At 69.5% G+C, this 23,116-nt stretch carries 21 protein-coding genes, 1 other RNA gene and 1 pseudogene; 5 read left to right on the forward strand and 18 right to left on the reverse strand.

Translation table 11 applies throughout. The features are described 5' to 3' along the window. Positions 1-99: 99 nt before the first annotated feature. Positions 100-672: a metallopeptidase family protein gene (locus ACRC20_RS15015; protein ID WP_438687190.1), complete on the forward strand. Its 573-nt coding sequence runs from the start codon at positions 100-102 to the stop codon at positions 670-672. 46 nt (positions 673-718) lie between these two features. Here ACRC20_RS15015 and ACRC20_RS15020 read toward each other — a convergent pair whose 3' ends face one another. After that, the gene (locus ACRC20_RS15020) at positions 719-997 is read right to left on the reverse strand and encodes a WhiB family transcriptional regulator (protein ID WP_007467164.1); all 279 of its coding nucleotides are present in this window, start codon (positions 995-997) and stop codon (positions 719-721) included. 347 nt (positions 998-1,344) lie between these two features. On the opposite strand from ACRC20_RS15020, the gene ACRC20_RS15025 reads away from it, so the two are divergent. Together ACRC20_RS15025 and ACRC20_RS15030 are read left to right on the forward strand one after the other, a co-directional pair. Then, positions 1,345-2,100 (forward strand): S1 family peptidase, encoded by a 756-nt coding sequence (locus tag ACRC20_RS15025; RefSeq protein WP_438687191.1) that lies wholly within the window; start codon positions 1,345-1,347, stop codon positions 2,098-2,100. Positions 2,101-2,102: 2 nt separating this feature from the next. Further along, entirely contained in the window at positions 2,103-2,750 is a 648-nt protein-coding gene (locus ACRC20_RS15030) for a class I SAM-dependent DNA methyltransferase (RefSeq protein ID WP_438687192.1), read from the forward strand. Here ACRC20_RS15030 and ACRC20_RS15035 read toward each other — a convergent pair. From ACRC20_RS15035 to secG, 8 genes and pseudogenes are all read right to left on the reverse strand, one after another. Next, positions 2,747-4,438, reverse strand: coding sequence for a GMC oxidoreductase (locus ACRC20_RS15035; RefSeq protein ID WP_438687193.1), 1,692 nt, complete (start codon positions 4,436-4,438; stop codon positions 2,747-2,749). The two genes, ACRC20_RS15030 and ACRC20_RS15035, sit on opposite strands and share 4 nt — an antisense overlap. An 80-nt stretch (positions 4,439-4,518) precedes the next feature. Continuing rightward, positions 4,519-4,924: RNase P RNA component class A (gene rnpB / locus ACRC20_RS15040), an RNA gene on the reverse strand. A gap of 46 nt (positions 4,925-4,970) precedes the next feature. Further along, positions 4,971-6,119, reverse strand: a complete 1,149-nt coding sequence (locus ACRC20_RS15045; protein ID WP_438687194.1) for a bifunctional RNase H/acid phosphatase — start codon at positions 6,117-6,119, stop codon at positions 4,971-4,973. Continuing rightward, on the reverse strand, positions 6,119-6,859 hold the full coding sequence (locus tag ACRC20_RS15050) for a zinc ribbon domain-containing protein (RefSeq protein ID WP_438687195.1): 741 nt from the start codon (positions 6,857-6,859) through the stop codon (positions 6,119-6,121). The genes ACRC20_RS15045 and ACRC20_RS15050 overlap by 1 nt, the downstream gene beginning before the upstream one ends. Before the next feature lie 30 nt (positions 6,860-6,889). After that, positions 6,890-7,183: a type VII secretion target gene (locus tag ACRC20_RS15055; RefSeq protein ID WP_438687196.1), complete on the reverse strand. Its 294-nt coding sequence runs from the start codon at positions 7,181-7,183 to the stop codon at positions 6,890-6,892. A gap of 96 nt (positions 7,184-7,279) precedes the next feature. Continuing rightward, positions 7,280-7,759: a YbaB/EbfC family nucleoid-associated protein gene (locus tag ACRC20_RS15060; protein WP_438687197.1), complete on the reverse strand. Its 480-nt coding sequence runs from the start codon at positions 7,757-7,759 to the stop codon at positions 7,280-7,282. A 99-nt stretch (positions 7,760-7,858) separates the two neighbouring features. Beyond that, positions 7,859-10,684 carry a phosphoenolpyruvate carboxylase gene (gene ppc / locus ACRC20_RS15065; RefSeq protein WP_438687198.1) on the reverse strand — a complete coding sequence of 942 codons (2,826 nt, stop codon included), beginning with the start codon at positions 10,682-10,684 and terminating at the stop codon, positions 7,859-7,861. A gap of 258 nt (positions 10,685-10,942) precedes the next feature. Next, positions 10,943-11,167 (reverse strand): annotated as a pseudogene (gene secG / locus ACRC20_RS15070) (preprotein translocase subunit SecG); the annotation flags it as partial. A 119-nt stretch (positions 11,168-11,286) separates the two neighbouring features. Between secG and ACRC20_RS15075 the strand changes: the two are divergent. After that, the gene (locus ACRC20_RS15075) at positions 11,287-12,093 is read left to right on the forward strand and encodes a tyrosine-protein phosphatase (protein ID WP_438687199.1); all 807 of its coding nucleotides are present in this window, start codon (positions 11,287-11,289) and stop codon (positions 12,091-12,093) included. 13 nt (positions 12,094-12,106) lie between these two features. Here ACRC20_RS15075 and tpiA read toward each other — a convergent pair whose 3' ends face one another. The 9 genes from tpiA to ACRC20_RS15120 all read right to left on the reverse strand — a co-directional run bounded on the left by tpiA (position 12,107) and on the right by ACRC20_RS15120 (position 22,211). Beyond that, positions 12,107-12,904: a triose-phosphate isomerase gene (tpiA, locus tag ACRC20_RS15080; RefSeq protein WP_438687200.1), complete on the reverse strand. Its 798-nt coding sequence runs from the start codon at positions 12,902-12,904 to the stop codon at positions 12,107-12,109. Positions 12,905-12,915: 11 nt separating this feature from the next. Beyond that, complete coding sequence (locus ACRC20_RS15085) at positions 12,916-14,145, reverse strand: phosphoglycerate kinase (RefSeq protein WP_438687201.1); 1,230 nt, start codon at positions 14,143-14,145, stop codon at positions 12,916-12,918. A gap of 15 nt (positions 14,146-14,160) precedes the next feature. After that, positions 14,161-15,180, reverse strand: coding sequence for a type I glyceraldehyde-3-phosphate dehydrogenase (gene gap / locus ACRC20_RS15090; RefSeq protein WP_438687202.1), 1,020 nt, complete (start codon positions 15,178-15,180; stop codon positions 14,161-14,163). 79 nt (positions 15,181-15,259) lie between these two features. After that, a complete protein-coding gene (locus tag ACRC20_RS15095; RefSeq protein WP_438687203.1) occupies positions 15,260-16,378 on the reverse strand; it encodes a nucleoside hydrolase in 1,119 nt (372 codons plus the stop codon). Then, positions 16,378-17,358 carry a DNA-binding protein WhiA gene (gene whiA / locus ACRC20_RS15100; RefSeq protein ID WP_438687430.1) on the reverse strand — a complete coding sequence of 327 codons (981 nt, stop codon included), beginning with the start codon at positions 17,356-17,358 and terminating at the stop codon, positions 16,378-16,380. Before whiA ends, ACRC20_RS15095 begins: the two co-directional genes overlap by 1 nt. A gap of 8 nt (positions 17,359-17,366) precedes the next feature. Beyond that, on the reverse strand, positions 17,367-18,368 hold the full coding sequence (locus ACRC20_RS15105) for a gluconeogenesis factor YvcK family protein (RefSeq protein ID WP_438687204.1): 1,002 nt from the start codon (positions 18,366-18,368) through the stop codon (positions 17,367-17,369). 2 nt (positions 18,369-18,370) lie between these two features. Beyond that, a complete protein-coding gene (gene rapZ / locus ACRC20_RS15110; RefSeq protein WP_438687205.1) occupies positions 18,371-19,267 on the reverse strand; it encodes an RNase adapter RapZ in 897 nt (298 codons plus the stop codon). Next, a complete protein-coding gene (gene uvrC, locus ACRC20_RS15115) occupies positions 19,264-21,231 on the reverse strand; it encodes an excinuclease ABC subunit UvrC (RefSeq protein ID WP_438687206.1) in 1,968 nt (655 codons plus the stop codon). Before uvrC ends, rapZ begins: the two co-directional genes overlap by 4 nt. Before the next feature lie 71 nt (positions 21,232-21,302). Beyond that, positions 21,303-22,211: an SAM-dependent methyltransferase gene (locus ACRC20_RS15120; RefSeq protein ID WP_438687207.1), complete on the reverse strand. Its 909-nt coding sequence runs from the start codon at positions 22,209-22,211 to the stop codon at positions 21,303-21,305. A 40-nt stretch (positions 22,212-22,251) separates the two neighbouring features. On the opposite strand from ACRC20_RS15120, the gene ACRC20_RS15125 reads away from it, so the two are divergent. Further along, positions 22,252-23,112 (forward strand): YwqG family protein, encoded by an 861-nt coding sequence (locus ACRC20_RS15125; RefSeq protein ID WP_438687208.1) that lies wholly within the window; start codon positions 22,252-22,254, stop codon positions 23,110-23,112. The last annotated feature ends 4 nt before the right edge of the window (positions 23,113-23,116 follow it).

Here is a 23,116-nt window from a genome sequence, read left to right on the forward strand (position 1 = left end):
AGCGGGCGCCGCGCTGAAACGCGAGTCGTCGAGAGCGCGACGCGACGCGACTGTGACAGTGTCGGTATCAATCCGCTCGGAAGGGATTACAATAAAGCGATGACGGCTCGACCTTCGCACAGCCCTCAAGCGCCTAAGAACCAGCGTCGCCAGCGGCCACGCCAGACCGGTCCGGGCCAAGCGGTCCAGAACACGGGGCTCTCGGGGCGCCTCACCCGACGGGCCAACCGGCGAGGACGCGACTTGCGCGGCGACCTGGTGCCGCAGCAGCTTCCGGCATGGCGCAGCAAACGGGAGAAATTCGACTCGCTCGTGCTTGAGGCCCTCTCCCCCATCGACCAACGCTGGCACGACCACCTCGTGGGGCTGGACGTCGCGGTGGACGAAGTCCCCCGGATGCACCCGCTGAACCAGCAGTTCGTGCAGTGGCCCCCCGAAGTGACGGCGGACGGCCCGGTGCCGCTCGCCCGGCTCATTCCGGCCGGGGTGGATCTCGCAGGCAGGCACACCCGCGCTCGCGTCGTGCTGTTCCGCAGGCCGCTCGAAGACCGGGCCGAGGACACCGACGAGCTCGTCGACCTGCTGCACCACGTCCTGGTCCGCCAGATCGCGACCTACCTCGGGCTCACCGAAGAGGCGATCGACCCCGAGGGCACGACGTACGACTATTAAAGGGGTTGGCCCTCAGGCGGAAGCGCCTTGTCGGTTGTTGGCGAAATCAGGCGAGACGACGCCGCAGGCGCCTCCGCTCGCGCTCCGACAGTCCGCCCCAGATCCCGAAGCGCTCGTCGTTCTGCAGCGCGAACTCCAGGCACTCGTCCTTGACGTCGCAGTTCAAGCAGATGCGCTTCGCCTCCCGGGTCGAGCCGCCCTTCTCCGGGAAGAAGACCTCGGGGTCGGTCTGGGCGCACAGCGCGTTCTCCTGCCACTGCCCTGTGCCTTCTTCCTCTGCTATGGCGAGGAAGATCTGTTGTGTGATGTCAAGCGAGTCTTTCATGTGGTCCCTCGGCTAGTCTCTCGTCAGCGTTACCGAGCCGTCGCCGCAGCGGCGCGCCTGGTTGACATGGTCTCGAACGGATGATCTACTGCTGTTTGTCTGTGTGCGTGTCCCATTGAGAGCCGCGACGTTCATTCCGTCGGCTTTACTTCCAAATGACACATGTGTGATTACACATGGTGTCCGACGTCTGGTCAAGTCCGAAGATTCTTCTTTATGCTTCTGTCATGTTCACGTCGGCGTGTCGCGTCAACCGTAACGCCGGTGTCACATTCCGACAGAAGCTCGATGAACGGGTAGCCTTGGCGCAGCCCATCGTCGTGCAACCGCAAGGAACGGAGACCCCCATGGCCCGCCGTCTCGCAGCTGCGGCTTCCGTATTGTCCCTCGTCGGAGCCTTGGCCCTGCCCGTCCCATCCTCGTTCGCGGAGCCGAGCCAGATCATGCTCGGCCCGGGATCGGCGCTCGCGCTCGTCGCGACTCCGCCCGCCCCCGGCCGCCAGGTCAACGCGGAGCTGTGCACGCTCACCGCCATCGGCCACGACAACACGGGACGGCTCGTCGGCATCACCGCAGGGCACTGCTCCGTCACCGGCAAGATCGTGTACCCCGAGAACGTCTCCGAGCTCGGCCCGGTCGGACGGATCGTCAAAGTCGAGCACGACATGAGCCTGCCCATGACCGGGGACACCGCGCACCCGTGGGTCGAGGACCTCGACTTCGCGGTCATCGAGTTCGACCCGGACAAAGTCGTGCCGAGCGCCAAGATCCGCGCCAAGGGCCACGAGGCCGATGTCACGGACGCGAGCGGCAGGCCGCAGGTCGGAGACAAGGTGTGCAAGGCGGGCCGCACGACCGGCCTCAGCTGCGGGACCGTCACCTCCGCGCAAGGCGCGGAGCATGCCGCGTCACTCTGCGCGGACGAGGGCGACTCCGGAGCCCCGGTGTTCAAGGACGGCCGCATCGTCGGCCTCGTCACAGTCGTGATGAAGGACCCGCAGAGCAACGACTGCGCCACGGAGCGCGGCACCAATATCGACGCCGTCCTCGCCGCCATCGGGTCGGGCGAGCCCGGCGCAGGGTTCCAAGCGTTCACGGGGTAGCCATGGATCTGGCGGATTACGATCTCATCGCACGCGACTACGCGGACGCGTGCGCGGACGAGCTGGAAAGAAAGCCGTTCGACCGGGCAGTGCTGACCGGCTTCGCCCGACTCGTCGCCGCCTCGGGCGGCAGCACGGCGCTCGACGCCGGCTGCGGCCCAGGGCATGCCGCCGTGGTGCTTGCCGAGGCGGGCCTCGCCGTCGAAGGGGTCGACGCGTCGCCCGCGATGGCGGCGCTCGCCGAGGAGCGGCTCCCCGGACGGCGTTTCGCCGTCGGGGACATGACGGCGTTGCCGCACGGGGACGCGGCGTTCCACGCCGTGTGCGCCTGGTACTCCATCATCCACACCCCCGCCGCCGGGCTGGGCGCCTTGTTCGCGGAGCTGGGCCGCGTCCTCGCCCCTGGCGGCTGGCTGCTCCTCGCGTTCCAGACCGAGGCCCCGACGCTCGACCTCGACGAGGCCTTCGGGCGCCGGATTTCGCTCCGGTTCCTCCGGCACGAGGTCGCGGCGGTCCACGCCGCGCTGCGCGGCGCCGGATTCGACGTCTTCGCCACCGCCAAGCGCGAACGCGATATCGCGCAGCGCGAGACCGCCGCCCAGGCGTTCGTGATCGCCAAGAAGCCCCGGCCCACGGCGGCCGCCGACTAGATCGGGGTCAGCGGCAATCGGAGCGCGCCTGGGGCCGTGCCGGGCACGGCCGGCAGGCCCGGGCGAACCGGCGCGATGCGCTGGTACGGCTCGCCGAGCCCAGGGCGCGGGTCGTCCTCTCCCTTGTTGGTCCAGAACGCCATCGCGCGCTCGGCTTGCGCCGTGATGGTGAACGACGGGTTCACCCCGAGGTTCGCCGAGATCGCCGAGCCGTCGGACACATGCAGGCCAGGATGGCCGTAGACACGCTGGTACGGGTCGATGACGCCGGTCTGCGGCGAGTCGCCGATCGGGCAGCCGCCGATGAAATGCGCGGTGAGCGGGATGTTCAGCGCGTCGAAATAGGTGCTGTTGGTGTATCCGTCGACCTTCTCCGCCATGCGGCGCGCGATGTCGTGCGCGACGGGGATCCAGTCCGGGTTCGGCTCCCCGGAGCCTTGCTTGGTGGTCATCCGTGCCCCGAACAGCCCGCGCTTGCGGTACGTGGTCAACGAGTTGTCCTTCGACTGCATCACCAGCACGATGATCGAGCGCTCGGAGGAGCCCCGTGGGAACACCGCGCGCAGCACCCGGTCCGGGCGGCGCAGCATCGCGAGCGCCGTCCGCGCGAGCCGCCACGGCCCGCCGTCGACCATGTCCGTCCGCATCAGGCTCATGAAGTTGGAGCCCTTGCCGTATCGGCACACCTCGACGTGCGTGTCGGGCTCGGGATGGATCGACGACGTGATGGCCACCCCTTGGGCGAAGTCGTCGCGCCCGGGGGCGTAGACGACCGGCACCTCTTCGGAGTTGGTGCGCGTCTGCTCGCCGAGCCTCGGCGACAAGTTCGGCAGCGAGCCGGTGTCCCTCAGCTTGTGCAGCAGCCGCTGGGTCCCCAACGAAGCCGCCGAGAACACCACGTGGCGCGCGGTGAAGTCGCGCTCCTGCCGACGGACCCAGCGGCCCGTCCGTTTCGTGCGCACCGTGTACCCCTCGGCGCCGTCCAGCGGCCGCACGTCCGTGACCATCGTCAACGGGTGGATCTCGGCGCCTGCGCGCTCCGCGAGATACAGGTAGTTGGTCTCGGTGGTGTTCTTCGCGTTGTGCGGGCAGCCCGTGAAGCACTGCGCGCAGCCGACGCAGCCGGTCCGGGCCGGGCCCGCGCCGCCGAAGAAGGGGTCGTCGACCGTCTTGCCCGGCTCGTCGCCGAAGAACACGCCGACGTTGGTGGCGTGGTAGGTGTCCTCGACGCCGAGGTCCCGCGCCACGGACAGCAGGACCTCGTCGGGCGGGGTGGTGTGCGGGGTCGTGACCACGCCGAGCATCCGTCTCGCCTGGTCGTAGTACGGCGCGAGCTCGGCCTTCCAGTCGAAGATATGCGACCACTGCTTGTCCGCGTAGAACCCCGCCAACGGCTCGTACAGCGTGTTGCCGTAGATGAGGGACCCGCCGCCGACCCCGACCGCGCTCGCGATGAACGTCTTCCCCAGCACCGTGAGCCGCTGCGGCCCGAAACAGCCGAGGCCAGGCGCCCACATCGCCTTGCGCACGTGCCAGTTGTTCGGCGGGAAGTCCGAGGGCTTCCAGCGCCGCCCCATGTCCAACACGGCGACCCGGTAGCCCTTCTCGGTGAGCCGCAGCGCGGCGACGCTCCCGCCGAAGCCGGATCCGACGACAACGACATCGTAATCGTAATCGTAATCACTCATGCCAGACACTGTAACGGACACAACTGTCGATAAGGGCGGTGGACGGACCGCCGGGCGCGGCGGCACGAGAAGGGGAAGTGCGGGCGAGCTGGCCGATAAGCCGGATTCTGTCGTGGGCGGCCATCCATCTGCGACGCCCGTCGCCGGACGCCTGATGCGGTCTACCCGCAAGCTCGGGCGAGCAGCCCTCGAACGCCTGCGCACCCGCACCGCGAGGGTGCGGGCATTTGACCTTGCTCCAGGTGGGGTTTACCGAGCCGCCCCGGTCACCCGGGGCGCTGGTGCGCTCTTACCGCACCGTTTCACCCTCACCGGCTCCATGGCAAGCCATGTGCCGGCAGTCTGTTCTCTGTGGCACTTTCCCGCGAGTCGCCTCGGGTTGCCGTTAGCAACCACCATGCTCTGTGGAGTCCGGACTTTCCTCGACCTCGGACTGGGCACGACCGGCGCGCCTGTCTCCGAAGCCGCGACCGCCTAGCCAGCTCGCCGCACAGGAAAGAATACGCCACATAACTCCCTGGCTCTCCCAGACTCAGCGTTGCCAGTGCGAGATGTCGTTGACCAATCGGACCGAGCTGCGGCCGGAGGCGGCGAACTCGACGACCGACAACGAGGCCACGTCTAAGAACAGCCTCGTCAAAAGCTCCCAGCCGGTTCCGAGCGCGGACTTGAGCGTGAGCTTGATCGGGGTCACGTGGGAGACCAGGACGATGTTCTCGCCGGGATGCTTCTCGACCACCTCGTCGACGAACGCGCCCACACGCGCCGCCACCTGGGCGAAGCTCTCCCCGCCCGGCGCCGTCGTCGTGGGGTCGGAGAGCCATTGGTCGCGCAGCTCGGGATCGCGGGCCTGGATCTCCTGGCCGGTGAGCCCCTCCCACTCGCCGAAGTCCATCTCGATGAGCCGCTCGTCCGTGCGCACGGGCAGGCCGAGCGCGTCGGCCACCGCCGTCGCGGTCTGCATAGTCCGAAGCAGCGGCGAGGAGTAGACCTGCGCGACGGCGTCGCGCGATCCGATCCGGCGGGCGACGGCGCGCGCTTGCGACATCCCCGTGGCGGTGAGCGGGAGGTCCGACCGCCCGCATTGGCGGAACACCCGGGAGGCCTCGGTCTCCCCGTGCCGGACCAGGATCAGCCGGGTCGACGAGGACTTCGGCGGCTCCCAGCTGGCGGCAGGCTGCGCCGCGACGGCCTCCAGCGTCTGCTGCACCGCTTGCTGTTGCGGGGCTTGCCGCTGCCTCGGGGCCTCGTCGATCCGTTTTCCAATATCCAACACCGCGCCGTCGAGCACCGTGTTGAGCAATGCGTCCGCCCGCTTGTTCTGCTCCCGGGGCACCCAGGTGTAGCTCACCGCGTCGAAAACACGGCTCACGGCCGCCGCCTGGCTCGCCAGCTCCCGCATATCCGCGTGCTTGACCTTCCACCGGCCCGACATCTGTTCCACGACCAGCTTCGAGTCCATCCGCACCGCGACGTGGCGCGCGCCGATCTCTTTGGCGGCTTCGAGGCCGGCGATCAGCCCCCTGTACTCGGCGACGTTGTTCGTGGCGTGCCCGATGCGCTCGGCCCGCTGCGCGAGCACCTGCGCCGCCGGGCCCTCGGAGTCGAGCACCACAGCGCCATATGCGGCAGGGCCGGGGTTGCCCCGAGACCCGCCGTCCGCCTCGACGACCACCCTCATTACGACCCCGTCCTGACCAGGATCGCCTCGCACTCCGGGCACCGCGCCACGTCGTCGGGCGCGGAGGAGGAGATCTGCGACATCTCCACCGCTGTGAGCTCGAGCCTGCATGCGCCGCACCGCCGCCCGTCCAGCCTGCCCGCAGCGGCCCCGCGCGCCCGCAACCGCTCGTACAGCCCCAGCAGATCGTCCCCCCCGGGCTGCTCCTTCACTCGGGACACGTGCTCCTCCCGCGAAGCCGCGGCCTCGTGGAGCTGCTCCTTCAGCCGCGCCTCGGCCTCCGCGAGCGCCGTGCTCGCGGAAGCCGCCCCCTCGTCCGCCGCAGACCGGCGCGTTTGGGCATCGGCGAGCGCGGCGAACTCCTGTTCCCGCTGTTCCATGAGCACGAGCAGCTCGTCCTCGAACACGGCCTGGCGCTTGCGCAGGCTGCCGAGCTCGTGCTGGACGTCGTTCTGCACCCTGGAGTCCAACGCGCCGGATTTGAGCAGCTGCTCGTCGCGCTCCTCGCGCTTGCGGACCGCGTCGACATCCCCCTCGCGTTTGGCGATCTCCCGGTCCACGTCCTCGATCCGCATCGCGACGACGGCCGCCTCGTCGGCTGCCGTCCTCGCGGCGGCTTTGGCGTTCGCGAGCCGCTCCGCTTCGGGAATGGCGTGCAAACGGTGGTTCAGCTGGCGCACCTGCGTGTCGAGCGCAACGACGTCGAGCAGCTCGCGCTGGGCCTTCGGATCGGCTTTCATGCCACCAACGTTATCCCAGCGCGCCGAGCATCACTGCGCCAAGTAGTCCGCAGCCTCTTCGTCGCGCCGGTCGATCTGCTCCGCAGCCTTGTCCAACTGCTCGGCGGTGTGACCGATGATCTTGCCGTACGACTCGATGCCGCTGCCCGCGGCCTTGGTCACCAGGCGAAGCACCGCCGCGAACGGCTGCCCGAGGACGCCGAACACATTCATGCCGAGGTCGGTGTTCTTGCCCGACTCGCCGATCGTCCCGAACCCGTCGCTGATGTCCCGAAGGCTCTGCGCGTTGTCGCGAATGGCGTCCGGGTCAACACTGAAGCCCATCGCTCTCCCTTTCTGTTTGGATCTGTCCTGTCTGGATCTGCCCTGTCTGGATCTGCCCTGTCTCGATCTGCCCTGTCTCGATCGATCCTGGGCAGGTCACCACCGTTTGTGGTCGTCGTCCTTGCGCACCCACGCCGAGCTCGACCGGCCCTCCGGGTCGTCGTCCGAAGCCGCCGGGGCGCCCGCCCCGGCCTGCGGGCCGGAGTCCTCTTCGTCTTCGTCCGGCAGCCGGTAGCGGTCGAGAAGCTCATGCGACTTCTCTTCCCCGACCAGGCCGGACACCGCTTCCCGAGCCGAGTCGATCGCGCTGTTCTGCGCCTTGCGCAGCGCCGTGAGGATCGCCTGCGAGAGCTTTGTCGGGCCAAGCTGGAGCGCCTTGTCGGTGAGGTTCAACGACTGCACTTGGCCGCCCTGCCCGACGACCACAGTCACCTCGCCGTTCGCCGCGACCCCGGTGCCGTGGGACTGCTGCAGGGCCTCTTTCGCCTGCTGGCCCTTCTCCTGCAGCGTCGAGAACTCTTTTTTCAAGTCCGCGAGCCAGGTCTCCGGATCGCTGTAGCTATCAAGCGGCTTCATGCTGCCCTGGTCCTCCCTCGGGAATTATTATGTTGTCATCAAGCTTAGACGCGCGGGGCAGCCCGGCGGTTCCATGGGGCTGGAACTCGGCTTTGCCCGCTATCCGCTATTTCTCAGCGCCGTGGCCAAGCCGTTCATCGTCAGATGGATGCCGAGGCGGACTTGGTCCGACTCGTCGCCAGCGCGATAGCGGCGCAGGAACTCCACCTGCAGGTGGTTGAGCGGCTCGAGGTAGGGGAACCGGTTGTACACCGAGCGCTTGAGCGCCGCGTTGTCCGACAAAAGGTCGTCCGTGCCAGTGATCGCGGCATGCATCTTGAGCGTGCGGGCGTGCTCCTCGCAGATCGCGCCGAACACCTTCTCGCGCACCTCGGCGTCGGGCACCAGCTCCGCGTAGCGGGCGGCGAGGCCGAGGTCCGACTTCGCGAGCACCTGCGCGAGGTTCGAGAGGACCGCGCGGAAGAACGGCCACCGCTGGTCGAGCTCGCGCAACTTGCCGAGCTTCGCCGGGTCGTCCCCCGCCCACTGCTCGAACGCCGTGCCGACGCCGTACCAGCCCGGCAGCATCACCCTGGACTGCGACCACGCCAGCACCCACGGGATCGCCCGGAGGTCCCGGATCGACGCGGTGGGCTTGCGCGAGGCGGGGCGCGAGCCGATGTTGAGCGAGGCGATCTCGGACACCGGGGTGGACGCGAGGAAGTACTCCACGAACCCAGGGGTCTCGTGGACGAGCGCGCTGTACGCCACCCGTGCCCGCTCGGCGAGGTCGTCGAAGAGCGCGTACACCTCCTCGGCTTCTTCGCCGAGGCCCTCGGTGTCCAAGAGCGAGGCCTCCAGCGTGGCCGCGACCAGGATCTCAAGGTTCCGGTAGGCGCGGCGCGGCTCCGCGTATTTCGCGGCGATGATCTCGCCCTGCTCCGTCAGCCTGAGCGACCCCGCCACCGCGCCGGGCGGCTGGGCGAGGATCGCGCTGTAGCTCGGGCCGCCGCCCCGCCCGACGGTGCCGCCCCTGCCGTGGAAGAGCCGCAGCCGGACCCCGGTCAGCTTCGCCGCCTCCACGAGGTCGAGCTCCGCCCGGTACAGTGCCCAGTTCGCGGCGAGATAGCCGCCGTCCTTGTTCGAGTCCGAGTAGCCGAGCATCACCTCTTGGAGCATGCCCTTGCCCGCCACCAGCTCGCGGTACAACGGCACGTCGAGCGTCGCGACGAGCGTGGGCGCGGACTGGCGGAGGTCCTCGATGGTCTCGAAGAGCGGCACCACGTTGAGCGGGCAGGCAGGCGGCTCGTCGGCGGACCCCGGATCGTAGATCCCGGCCTCTTTGAGCAGCAGCAGCACTTCGAGCATGTCGCTCACCGACGTGCACATGCTGATGATGTAGTTCGGGATCGCCGCCGGGCCCAGCTCGCGGATGATCTTCGCTGCGGCGGCGTTGATCCCGAGCTCTTTCGTGGCGAGCTCGCTGAATCTCGCGTTGTCCCGCCCGCCTCCGGCCGAAGCGCAGGGGCCGTGGCCGACAAGAGGCCTCCGTGTGGAGAGCTCGGCGACGAGGAGCCGCACTTTCTCGTCCTCGGCGAGCGAGGCGTAGTCCCGGCAAGCGCCCGCCCAGGCCAAAAGCTCCGCCACCACCTGCTCGTGCACTTCGGAGTTCTGCCGCAGGTCGAGGCTCTGCAAATGGAACCCGAACGTCGACACCGCCTCGCGGAGCACCGCGAGGCGGCCTTCCGCGAGCGCCGTCCCGTGGTGCTCGCGCAGCGACGCGTCGATCACGTCGAGATCGGCGAGGAAAGCCTCCGGGCTCTGGTACGCGGGCGCCCCCTCCGGGTCCGAGGCGCCCTCGACCGGGTCGGGGACCAAGGCTCGCGCCGTCGCCGAGAGCCTCGCCAGCAGCACGTACAGGGCCTGCCGGTAGGGCTCGTCCGCCCGCCACGCCGCCGCAGGCCCGGCCTGGGCGGCGATCTGCGCCACCGCGTCCCCCACCTCGACCAGGCGGCGCGACATCGACAGCTCGTCCTGCAGCAGGACGAGCTCGGCGAGGTAATGCTCAAGGACCACCGCCGTGGCGCGACAGCTCGCCCGCGCCACCACCGACGCGTCGACGTTCGGATTCCCGTCCCGGTCGCCGCCGATCCACGAGCCCGGCCGGACGACCGGCTCCGCCGACTCGGGCCGCGCGGCGGGCCAGCGCTCCCGCAGCTGCCGGTCCACCTCCAGGTTGAGCTTCGGGATCATCTCCAACAGCGAGGCCTGGTAGTACCGCAGGCCCATCTCGATCTCGTCTTGGATCCGCACCCGCGACAGCCTCGTGATGGCGGTCTGCCACAACGCGGTCACCTGCCGCCGCAGCTCGCCGACCACCTCGTCGCGCTCGGCCTCGTCCAGCGCGGTCCGGTCGAGGTAGCGGATGAGCTCCGTGATCCGGCCTTGCGCCTCGAAGACGCTGCGCCTTCGGGTCTCCGTGGGGTGCGCGGTGATCACGGGGGCGACCAGCGCGCCGACCAACGCCGAGGCCACGCGCTCCTCGTCCGGCGCGGCGGCTTCGAGTTTGCGCCAGGTGGCGGCGAGGGTGCTGTCGGGCGACTGCTCGCCCGCCTGGACGTGGACCCGCCTGCGCCGTTCGGTGTGGATGTCCTCGGCGAGATTCGCGAGCAGCAAGAACTGGCAGAACGCCCGGACGACCGGGATCGCCTCGTCGACGCCGACATTCGCGAAAAAGTCCGCCAACTCCGCGCGGTCGATCTCCGAGCGGCGCACCCGGAACGACTCCTTGCGGGCATGTTCGACCAGGTCGAAGACGTGCTGGCCGGATTGCTCGCAGATGATGTCGCCGAGGACGCGGCCGAGCAGCCGGATGTCCTCGCGCAACGGCTCGGTGGCGATTCGTTCCGGATCGTTCGGGTCGAACAGAGATACCGCGTCAGTCACACAGCCCAGTATCCTCGGCTGGCGCCCGGCTCGCCACCGGAACGATCAGTGCCCGGCGGGAGCCTGCGGCGCGGGCGGGGCCTGCTGCGGGGCCGGAGCGGCCGGAGCAGGGGCGGCAGGCGCTCCAGGCGCGGGCGCTTGGTCCTGCGGGGCGGGCGGGATCTGGGGAATCTGCGGGGCTCCGCCGGAGCCCGCGCCCCGGCTGACTCCGGAGTAGCCCGGATCGGCCGTCCTGCGCTCGTCCTGCTCGGTCTTGAGCTTGATCTGGTAGCTGACCCCCACAATGGCGACGAGCCAGACCAGGCCGACGAAGATCGTGATGCGGTTCAGGTTGCGCTCCGCCTGCGTCGAGCCGGAGAGGCTCGACTGCACGCCGCCGCCGAACAGGGACGACAGGCCCCCGCCTTTCCCCCGGTGCAGCAACACCAAGAGGACCAGCAGCAAGCTGCTCACCATAATGGTGATCTCAAGCGTAAGTCTCACGGCGGGGTAGTCTACCCCATCCGCCCGCCCCAGATGACGAGCTGCTGCCCTCGGACGACTTCCCCGCCCCGCGTTGCGGCGCGACCCACGCGCAATCTTCATCCGCTATCGTGACCAACATGACACTCGAAGCGTTGGACTGCCCGACGGCCCGGCTGAGCCTGTCGAGCGTGGTGAACTTCCGGGACGCGGTCGGGCACCCCCGTCCGCTCGCCGGACACGGCGGCGCAGCGCTGCGCCCCGGCCAGTTCTACCGGTCGGGCACGCTCGACCCCGACGAGGCCGACAGCTCGCTGCTCTCTGGCCTGCCGGTCTCGCTGGTCGTGGACCTGCGCACGCCATGGGAGGTGGAGCGCAGGCCCGACCGGGTGCCGCCGGGGGCCCGGTACGCGCACATCAGCGTCCTCGGGTCCGGGACGCAGGCCGAACAAGCGGTCTACGGGCATATTCCGGACCCCGACGAGGCCCGCGAGTCGCTGCGCAAGCTCAACCGGGGCTTCGTGACCGACCCTGAGCAGCGCGACCAGTTCCGCGCGGTGTTCCACGCGTTCGCCGAGGCCGACGGAGCCGGGCCCAATGGCGCTGTGGTCTTCCACTGCTCGTACGGCAAGGACCGCAGCGGCTGGACCGCCGCCATGCTGCTCTTCATCGCGGGGGTGAGCGACTCCGACGTCCTCGCCGACTACTTGCTCAGCAACGCGTTCCTCGCCGAGGTCAACCGCACGCGTTTGGAGCAGGCCCAGGCGCAGGACGGGCCGGAGGCCGCGAACGCGCGGGCGCCCATCTTCGAGGTGCACCCGGACTATCTGGGCACCGGCCTCGCCCAGGTCGAGCGCGACTACGGGACGGTGGACGAGTACCTCCGGCGCGGACTTGGCCTCGACGAGCAGGTGCTCGGCCGGTTGCGCGAGAAGCTCCTGCGCTGAGCGGCCTGCTGCGCTAGTTGGCCTTGGCGGCCAGCGACGCGAAGGCGATGATGGCCGCGAACTCCTCGACCTTGAGCGAAGCGCCGCCGACCAGCGCGCCGTCCACATCGGGCTCCGCGAGGAGCTCGGCGGCGTTGCCCTTGCCCACCGAGCCGCCATAGAGGATCCGGACCGTGCGGGCGACTTCGTCCCCGCCGACCTCCGCGAGGATCTTGCGCAGCGCCCCGCAGACCTCCTGGGCATCCTTCGGGCTTGCGACCTTGCCCGTCCCGATGGCCCAGATCGGCTCGTACGCGACGACGACCTTGAGCAGCTGCTCCTCGGACAGGCCTGCGAGGGCGGCGCGGAGCTGCTGGTCGCAGTGCGAGATATGGCCGCCCGAGTCGCGGACGTCCTCGCCCTCCCCGACGCAGAGGATCGGGGTCAGCTCGTGGCGCAGCGCGGCCTTGACCTTCGCCGCCACCAGCTCGTCGGTCTCGTGGTGGTACACCCGCCGTTCCGAGTGGCCGACGGCGACCTGCGTGCAGCCGAGCTTCGCGAGGAAGCCGCCAGGAATCTCGCCGGTGTACGCGCCCGCGTCATGCTGCGAGATGTCCTGCGCGCCGTATTTCACCGGCAGGCCGTCCGACTCCACCACGGCCTGGACGCTCCTGATGTCCGTGAACGGGACGAGCACCGAGGCGTCCACCGTCGTGAAGTGCTCCGGTTTGAGCGCATGGCTGAGCTTTTGCACCAAGGCGATGGCCTCGAAATGGTTGAGGTTCATCTTCCAGTTGCCCGCGATGAGGGGCTTGCGCGCCGCAGAAGTCATAGCTGACGACTTTAGCGGTCGAGCACGGCGATGCCCGGCAGGGTCTTGCCTTCGAGGAATTCGAGGGACGCGCCGCCGCCGGTGGAGATGTGCGAGAAGTCGTCCTCGCCCAGCTTCAAGGTCCGCACGGCGGCCGCGGAGTCCCCGCCGCCGACCACGCTGAACGCGCCCTCGGCGGTCGCCTCGACGATCGCGCCCGCGATGGTGCGCGTGCCCCAGGCGAACGCCGGGAACTCGAACACCCCGAGCGGGCCGTTCCAGAAGATCGTCTTCGCAGGCCCCGCCCCGCCGGACTCCAGCAGCGCCGCCGCGAAGAGCTTGTGCGTCGCAGTGCCGACGTCCAGGCCCAGCCAGCCGTCCGGGATCGCGTCCGCGGCGACGTTCTGCGTCTGCGCGTCCGCCGCGAACTTGTCCGCGACCACCACGTCGACGGGGAGCTTGATCACCGAGCCGTAGCGCTCCAGGAGGCTCTTGGCGTTCTCGATCTGGTCCTCCTGCAAGAGAGAGGCCCCGACCGAGTGGCCCTGGGCCGCGAGGAATGTGAACGCCATGCCGCCGCCGATCACCAACGTGTCCACCCTTGGGGCGAGGTTCTCGATCACGGCGAGCTTGTCGGAGACCTTGGAGCCGCCCAGCACGACCGCGTACGGGCGCTCCGGGGCCTCGGTGAGCCGCTTGAGCACGTCCACCTCGACGGCGACCAAGTCGCCCGCGTACGCGGGGAGCAGCTTCGCCACGTCGTAGACCGAGGCCTGCTTGCGGTGCACCACGCCGAAGCCGTCGGAGACGAACGCGCCGTCCTCGCCGACCAGCTCGACGAGGTCGCGGGCCAGCGACTCGCGCTGCGCGTCGTCCTTGCTGGTCTCGCGCGGGTCGAAGCGCACGTTCTCGAGGAGCAGCACGTCGCCGTCGGTCAGGCCCTCCGAACGCGCGAGCGCGTCCTGCCCGACCACGTCGCCCGCCAGCTGGACGTGCCGTCCGAGCCGCTCGGCGAGCTCGACGGCCACCGGGGCGAGCGAGTACTTCGGGTCGGGAGAGCCGTCCGGCCTGCCGAGGTGCGCGGCGACCACGACCTTCGCGCCCGCCTCGGCGAGCTTCTTGATGGTCGGGACCGACGCGACGATCCGGCCGGGGTCGGTGATCGCGGAGCCGTCCAGCGGGACGTTCAGGTCGGAGCGCACGAGCACGCCCCGTCCGGCGACGCCTGCGGCGAGCAGGTCTTCAAGCGTGGAGATCGCCATGAGCAACGTCCTTTCTCAGGAGAGGGACTTGCCGACCAGGCCGATCAGGTCCACAAGCCGCGAGGAGTAGCCCCACTCGTTGTCGTACCAGGCCGCGACCTTGATCTGGCCCGCGACGACCTTGGTCAGCGGCGCGTCGAAGATGCTGGAGTGCGGGTCGCCGATGATGTCGCCGGAGACGATCGGGTCGGTCGAGTACTTCAAGATGCCCTTGAGCGGGCCCTCGGCGGCGGCCTGCACGGCGGCGTTCACCGACTCCACCGTCGCTTCCTTCTCGACGTCGAGCGTGAGGTCGGAGATCGAGCCGGTCGGGGTCGGCACGCGCAGCGCGTAGCCGTCGAGCTTGCCGACCAGCTGCGGGAGGACGAGGCCGATGGCCTTCGCGGCCCCGGTCGAGGTCGGGACGATGTTCAGCGCGGCGGCGCGGGCGCGGCGCAGGTCCTTGTGCGGGCCGTCCTGCAGGTTCTGGTCCTGGGTGTAGGCGTGGACCGTGGTGAGGCCGCCGCGCACGATGCCAAAGGCCTCGTCGATCACCTTGAGCACCGGGGCGATGGAGTTCGTGGTGCAGGAGGCGTTCGAGATGATCTTCTGGCTGCCGTCGTACTTGTCCTCGTTCGCGCCGAGCACCACGGTCAGGTCCTCGCCGGTGGCGGGGGCGGAGATGATGACCTTCTTCGCGCCGGCTTCGAGGTGGCCCTTGGCCTTGGCGGCGTCGGTGAAGATGCCGGTGGACTCGACCACGACGTCGACGCCGAGCTCGCCCCACGGCAGGGCCGCCGGGCCCTCTTTGATCGCGAGCGCGCGGATCTTCTGGCCGCCGACGACGATGTCCTGGCCGTCGACCGAGACCTCCTCGGGGAAGCGGCGCAGGATCGAGTCGTACTTGAGGAGGTGGGCCAGGTGCGCCGGGTCGGTGAGGTCGTTCACGGCCACAATTTCGAAGTCCGCGCGACCGGCCGCTTTCGCCGCGTGCGCCGCCCGGAAGAAGTTCCGACCGATCCGTCCGAAACCGTTGACGCCTACTCGAATGGCCACGTGCGAACTCCTTCGTAAGTCAGTTGTGCGGTTGCACGGCCCAGCCTAGTGGTTTTCTCGGAGCGCCACGCAGACGCCCCTATCCCCCCGGCGGGACGGGACGGGTCATGAGGTCCACGTACCAGCTGTAGTAGCGGTCGTTGTCGAAACGAGTGAGCACGGTCACCGGACGGCGGCCGGGAACGGGGGCCGCGCTGTACGAGACGGCGCCGTCGGACGCGCCGGGCTTCGCGACCACGGCAGGCCACACCACGCGCCGCGTGGTGGCGAAACTCGGGTCGACCGCGTACGCCAGCGCCGATTGGTCCCACAGCGGCTGGGTGTAGCCGGGATCGTCTTCGAACCCGCCCTTGCCGTCGAGGCCCGCGCCGACGATCTCGCGGTAGAGGTCGGTGATCGCCGTCGGGCGCGCCGGGCGCGCGATCCGCCGGTAGACCTCGCCGGTCAGCGGCGTGGTGGCCGAGAGGTCGAGCGGGGCGACGACCACCGGCACCGGCAGCTTCAACACCTCGTCCGCCGCGACCGGGTCGAACCACCAGTTCAGCTCGGCCTTCGCCGTCGTGTTCCCCGGCACGTCGAACGCGCCGCCCATGACGACGACCTGCTTGATGAGCCCCACCACGTCGGGGTGCTCGCGGGCGACGAGCGCGAGGTCGGTCAGCGGTCCAATCGCGACGATCGTAATTTCGTGCGGATGCGCGCGCGCCGACTGGACGATGAAGTCCGCCGCGCGCTGCCTGCGGGGCTCGGTGCGCTCGGCGAAGCCGTCCGGCGGGGGGACCAGGTCGGCCTTCGAGCGTGGCTTCTTCGTCCCCCAGGCCCCGATGAAGCCGTCGCCGCCCGCGCCCGCCGCGAAATCGGCGGCCACTGCGGCGCGGTCGTGCGCGAGCGGCAGGTCGGCTCCGGGGTACACGCCGACGGACTCCCCGATCCCGAGCCGCTCGGTCATGCGCACGGCCTCGGCGATCTCTTGGTCCCGCCACTCGTCGCCGCTCACCACGGCGACCCCGAGGAGGTCGATCTTCCCCTCGGCGCGCAATTGCGCCGCCATGGCGACGACCTGCCCGTCGTCCAGCATGGTCGCGAAGTCGGTGTCGATGATGATCTTCGCCGGGCCCGCCTCGTCAGCGCGGGCAGGCGCGAAACACATGGCCAGGACGAGGAACGGACACGCGAGGAGCCGGACCCCGAGCGCCATCAGTCCTCGTCCTCCAACAGGTCCGGAGAAACTGCGGACTCGGTGTCGGGCACGCCGCGGAGCGCGGCGACCTTGTCCGCCATGGACAAGAGCCTGCGGATCCGGCCCGCGATGGCGTCCTTCGTCATCGGCGGCTCGGACAGGGAGCCCAGCTGCTCCAGCGAGACCTCTTTGTGGGCCATGCGCAGCTTGCCCGCGACGAACAAATGGTCGGGCACCTCGGAGCCGAGGATCTCGATGGCGCGCTCGACCCTGGCGGCCGAGGCGAGCGCGGCGCGGGCCGAGCGGCGCAGATTCGCGTCGTCGAAATTGGCGAGGCGCTGCGGGGCCGTGCGGACCTGGCGCTGCTGCCGGTGCTCCTCCCACACTTTCCAGCTGCTCTTCGCGCCCATCCGGGTGAGCAGCTCGCCGATCGCCTCCGCGTCGCGCACCACGACCCGGTCCTGGCCGCGCAGCTCGCGGGACTTCGCCTGGACTCCGAGCCTGCGGGCCGCCCCGACCAGCGCCAGCGCCGCGAGCGGGCTGGGAGCCGCGATCTCCAGCGCCGCCGTGCGGCTGGGCGCCGCGAGCATGCCGCTCGCGAGGAACGCGCCGCGCCAGGCCCCTTCCACGTCCTCGAGGCTTCCGTTCACCACTGCGGCGGGCAGTCCCACCACCGGGCGGCCCTGCCCGTCGATCATCCCGGTCTGACGGGCCAGCATCTCCCCGCCCCTGGTCACCCGCACCACGTAGCGGTGGTACTTGTGGGACCCGCCGGGAGGCAGGATGTGGACCTCGCTCGCCGCCCCGTGGAGCTCGTGCAGGCCGAGCCGAAGCCGTTTCGCGGATCCGGCGTGGTCGAGCTCCGCGCCCACCACGATCCGCCCGGACAGGATCTGCAGGCCGCCGCCGAACCGCAGCACGGCGGCCACCTCGGCCTTACGCGCCGAAAGCGCCCCCGGCGGCACCATGCACAGCTCGTCCTTGATATCTATCGTCATTCCGTTGGTCATAGACCGCCATCCTCTTGCCCTATCAACTCCGCGAGCCCTGTCAATTCCATAAGCACAGCAGCCAGCGCCTTCGGGTCGTGCTGATGCGTCCCCGGGATCGCCACCTGGGCGAACGTCGGGGTCGCGCCGACCCGGGCGGCCGCCCGGGCGAGCTGTTCTCGCTCCACGCCGTCCGGCACCGAGGCCGCATCGACCACAATATGGTCCACTCGCAACCCCGGCGCGTGCTGGGAGAGCACGTGCAGGTGCCGCTCAGTGGAGAAGCCCGCCGTCTCGCCCGGTTCCGGAGCGAGATTCAACACGAGCACTTTTCGCGCAGCGGTCGCGGTCAAAGCGTGCAGCTGATCCGGCACGAGCACGTGCGGAATGACGCTGGAGAACCACGACCCCGGCCCGATCACGACCAAGTCGGCGCGCGTGATCGCGTCGACGGCTTCTGCGCAGGCTGGTGGCTCCATCGGCAGCAGCCTTACCCGCCGAACCTTACCCGGTGTCGTCGCAACTGCAACTTGGCCTCGGATTCTGCGGATGAGCCGAGGGTCCTCCTCGATGCCCGAGACCTCCGCCTCGATGTGCAGCGGCACCGTCGACATCGGCAGCACGCGGCCTTGGACCCCGAAGGTCCGGACCATCACGTCCAGCGCCTGGACCGGGTCGCCGAGCACTTCGGCGAGCCCTGCGAGCAGGAGGTTCCCCACGGGATGGCCCGCGAGCGCCCCGACCCCGCCGAACCGGTGCTGGAGCACCTCCGCCCAGATTCCCGACTCGCCGTCGTCCGGGGCGAGCGCCACGAGCGCCATCCGCAAATCCCCCGGCGGAATCACATCGAGCTCGTGGCGCAGCCTGCCTGAGGAGCCGCCGTCGTCCGCGACGGTCACCACCGCCGTCACGTCCTTGGTGAGGCGCCGAACCGCCGAAAGGGTCGCGTAGAGGCCGTGCCCCCCGCCCAACGCCACCACCGAGAGCTCCTCGGAGCCTTTCTGCGCATGCCGGGCCATCGTCACTCCAGCCCCAGGTCGCGGTGGATCACCCGGACGGTCAGCCGTTCGTCTTGCCCGATGAGCGCCCCCAACGCCACCGCCATGGCCACGCTGCGGTGCTTGCCGCCGGTGCAGCCGACCGCGATCGTCATATAGCGCTTCGCCTCCTTGCGGTAGCTGGTGAGCACGAGGCGCAGCAGCTCGTGGTAGGTCCGCAGGTACTCCTTGGCCCCGGGCGCGCCCAACACGTACTCCGAGACCTCGGCCTCCAGCCCGGTGTGGTCGCGCAGCTGGCGCACCCAATGCGGGTTCGGCAGGAACCGCACGTCGGCGACCATGTTCGCGTCGAGCGGGAGCCCGTATTTGAACCCGAAGGACTGCACGGTCACACTGGTCTTCGCGCGGGCTGCCGAGCCGCCCCACTCCTGCTCCACCATGTCCCTCAGCTCTTTGACCGAGGAGACCGAGGTGTCGAGGATCGAGTCCGCCTCCGCGTAGAGCGGCTCCAAGAGGGCGCGCTCCCGCTCGATCCCCTCGGCCAGGGTGTCGTGGCCCTGCAGGGGATGGCGGCGGCGGACCGACTCGAAGCGGCGGATCAGGACCTCGTCGGAGGCCTGGAGGAACAGCACCTTCGGATCGAGGCCCTGGCCGCGCAGCTCCGCGAGGAGCGAGTGGATGTCGCCAGTGAAATCCCTGGTCCGAGAGTCCACCAGCACCGCGAGCCGGGGAATCCGGGTCTCCGGGTCGAGACCGATCTCCACCATGCGGGTGACCAGCTTCGGCGGAAGGTTGTCGGCCACGTACCACCCGACGTCTTCGAGGATCTTCGCCGCCGTGCCGAGGCCCGCCCCGGACAGGCCGGTGAGGAAGAGGACCTCGATCGCGGGGCTCTCTGGCTTCTTCTCGGGTTCCGTCATGATGCCACTTCCGCCGTGCCGTCCTTTTTGTCGAGCGCCGTCTTTTGCAACGCGGCGACGACCGCCCCGGCGAGCACCGGGCCGAAGCCGGGCAGCGCCGCGATCTCCTCCGCGCTCGCGTCCGCGAGCTTGCGCACCGAGCCGAAATGCTTGACCAGCTGCGCGCGCCGACGCTCGCCGAGGCCTTTCACCTCGTCCAACGCCGAGGCGGTCATCCGCTTCGAGCGCTTCTGCCGATGGTGGGCGATCGCGAAGCGGTGGGCCTCGTCCCGGATCCGCTGCAGCAAGAACAGGCCCGCGCTGCTGCGCGGCAGGATCACCGGGTCCTCCTCGTCCGGCAGCCACAGCTCTTCGAGCCGTTTCGCGAGCCCGACCACCGGGATGTCCGAGGCGCCCAATTCCGTGAGCGCCTCGAAGGCGGCCCGAACCTGCGGCTGCCCTCCGTCGATGACCAGGAGTCCGGGGTCCGGACGGTCGCCGCCCTTCTCGGACTGGCGGTGCGCGAACCGGCGACGGACGACCTCCGCGATATTCCCCGTGTCGTCGTTCCCGACGACGCCGTCCGTCCCCTTGACCGTGTAGTGCCGGTAGTCGGCCTTCTTCGGCAGCCCGTCGTCGAACACGACCAGCGACGCGACCACGTCCGTGCCCTGGACGTGCGAGATGTCGACGCATTCCATCCGGATCGGCGGCGCGGGCAGGTCGAGCGCCTCGTAGATCTCCTGCAACGCGGCCGAGCGCTCGGTGAAGTCGCCGCTGCGGCGCAGCTTGTGCTGCGCGAGGGCCTCGTGCGCGTTGCGCGCGACCGTCTCCATGAGCTTGCGTTTGTCGCCGCGCTGCGGCACGCGCAACGCCACCGGGCCGCCCCGCAGCGTCGAGAGCCACGTGGTGAACCCGTCGACGTCGCCCGGCAGCTCGGGGACCAGGATCTCGCGCGGGGCGGCGGCGAAACGCGCCGAGCGGCCGAACCGGTCCGTCGTCTCGGAATGCTCGACGAGGTCGCCGTAGAACTGCAGGAGGAACTCCTCCACCATGTCGCTCTGCGTCTCCGGCTGGGAGCTGTACACGTTGTCCACCACCCAGCCGCGCTGGCCGCGCACCCTGCCCTCGCGCACCTGGAAGACCTGCACCGCCACCTCAAGGTCGTCGGAGTCGAACGCCACCACGTCCACGTCCGAGCCGTCGGCGAGCACGACGGCCTGGTGCTCCAGCGCCTTGTCCAGCGCCGAGAGCTCGTCGCGCAGCCGCGCGGCCGTCTCGAAGTCGAGCTCCTCGGAGGCCGCCAGCATCCGCTTGCGGGTCTCGCGCACCAGCGTGTCGGCCCCGCCCGCCAGGAAGTCGCAGAAGGACTCCACGATCTCCCTGTGCTCGGCGGCGCTCACCCGGTCGACGCAGGGCGCGGAGCATTTGTCGATATAGCCGAGCAGGCACGGCCTGCCGATCTGGCCGTGCCGCTTGAACACGCCGTTCGAGCACGTCCGGGCGGGGAACACCTTGGTCAAGAGGTCCACCGTGTTGCGGATCGCCCACACGTGGGAGTACGGGCCGAAATACCGGACGCCCTTGCGGCGCGCGCCACGGTAGACGAACAGGCGCGGGTACTCCTCGTTCAGGCTCACCGCCAGCATCGGGTAGCTCTTGTCGTCGCGGTAGCGGACGTTGAACCGGGGGTCGAACTCCTTGATCCAGTTGAACTCCAGCTGCAACGCCTCGACCTCGGTGGCCACCACGGTCCACTCCACCGTGGCGGCCGTCGTCACCATCTGCCTGGTGCGCGGCGCGAGCGCGTAGAGGTCCTGGAAGTAATTGGACAGCCTGGCCCGGAGATTCTTGGCCTTGCCGACATAAATCACCTGGCCAGAAGGATCTCGGAACCGGTAGACGCCAGGCTCGGTCGGGATGGTCCCCGCCGCGGGGCGGGCCAGCCCGCCTGCAAGGCGAGGAACGGTCACCGGGTCTACCACGCCCTCAAGGCTAGCGCGCGGGCCGATCTCCCTCCCTGTGAGTCGATCCACAGGTCCCCGAGCCGGGGCGGTCATCGACGTTCGGCGGTGAAATAACCGCTCGAACGCCACAGCTCGGCGAACCGGTCCGGGAACGGCCTGCCTTGCGAGGCGGCCAGCTCCGCCCGGTTGACCGGGGCGACGTCCCAGCCCCGTTCGGCGAGCCACCGCTCCGGGAGCTCTCTCGGGTCGTCGTACCACAAGGAGGTCACGTCGAACGCGGAATCCTCGGCACCGAGGGACAAGCCCTTCGCGGCCGCTTCGCGGATCCGCCCGACGTCGCCGGGGCGGAACCCGTTCTCCGCGCCGATGTGGCTTCCCGGGGCGGACAGCGCGTTGATCTGCTCGAAGAGCGCGTCCTGCGCCGCGCCCGGCAGGTAGATCAGCAGGCCTTCGGCGAGCCAGGCCGTCGGCTTCGCGGGGTCGAACCCAGCGGCCTTGAGCGCGACGGGCCAGTCGTCCCGGAGGTCGGCCGCGACCTCGTGGCGCTCCACCAGCGGCTGCGCGCCGAGTTTGCCGATGACCTCCCCTTTGAACCGCAGCACCTCGGGCTGGTCCACCTCGAACAGCACGACTCCTTTGGCCCATGGGATCCGGTAGGCCCGCGCGTCAAGGCCCGAGGCGAGGATCACGACCTGCGGCGTGGCCGAGGCGGCGAAATACTCGTCGAAATAGCGCGTCCGGGAGCCGAAGAAGTCCGCCCAGAGCGCTGTCCGCTCGTCCCAATCGGCCTCGTCCCCCGCGTTCGCGAGCTGCGCGTCCGTCTCCGGGTGGCCCGCAGCCTTGACGAAAGCCTCCGCGAACGGGTCAAGCGCGAGCGGCTGGGCCCGACGGCTCTGCAACGCGCGGGCCGACGCGACGCCGAGCGCCGTGTACCCGACGCTCGACACGATGTCCCAGGAGTCGTTCTCGCTGCGCGCGGAGGGATGGTTGATTGCCATGGCACAACAGTAGCCCGGCTTGCCGACATATACTCGGCCTATGAGAATCCGGGCGGGAAAAGAAGCGGCGTTCCTCGAGCTGGCACGGGAGCACCTCGGCGACGGGCTCGCGGAGGAGCTGTGGGCGCTGCGCAAGCCTGCAGCGCAGTTGGCGGTCGGCGCGCCCTCGGGCGACGAGCATCGGGCCTCCCGTTTCGGCGGACTCCCGCTCCTCGATCCCGAGATGCCCTGGCCAGTGCGGAAGGACAGGCCGCTGAGCTTCCTCGCCCTGCTCGACCTCGAGCAGCTCGCCCCGTTCGCGGCCGCCACAGGCCTGCCAACGGAAGGGTTCCTCAACTTCTTCTCCATCCTGGACGATTTCAAGGCGGACGTTCTTCTGCCGTGGGGGGAAGTCGACCAATTCGGCGAGTGGCGGGTCCTCCTCTCGAGCCCCGAGGCCACGGCTCGGACTCCAGATCGCGCGGTCAAAGCGTTCCCGTCGAGATCGTTGGAGCCGAAACCGGTCTGCTCGCTGCCAGATATCGAAGAGCTGAGGACAGAGGCGCTGCTCCAAAAGCACGGCATCACCGACCAATGGGCGTTCTACGACTTCGTGGAGCCATGGGAAGAGTGGTCGTCCGCCCCTCTGTGCAGCACCGGAGACGGGCACTACCACCAGCTCGGCGGGTGGCCCGACCTCGTCCAGAGCTCCGTCTTCGACTACGCCACCGACTACACCATGGGCACCCCGTTCGCGGCCGGACCGGACGATTGGCGGCTCGTGCTCCAAATCGACTCGCACTGGGACATGGACCACGATTGGATGTGGGGCGACGTCGGCGTTCTGTATTTCTTGCTCACCGAGGCGAATCTGCGGGCAGGCGCGTTCGACCAGACTTGGCTTGTCATGCAATGCACCTAGACGC

This window comes from Segniliparus sp., from assembly GCF_051660745.1.
GTDB lineage: Bacteria > Actinomycetota > Actinomycetes > Mycobacteriales > Mycobacteriaceae > Segniliparus.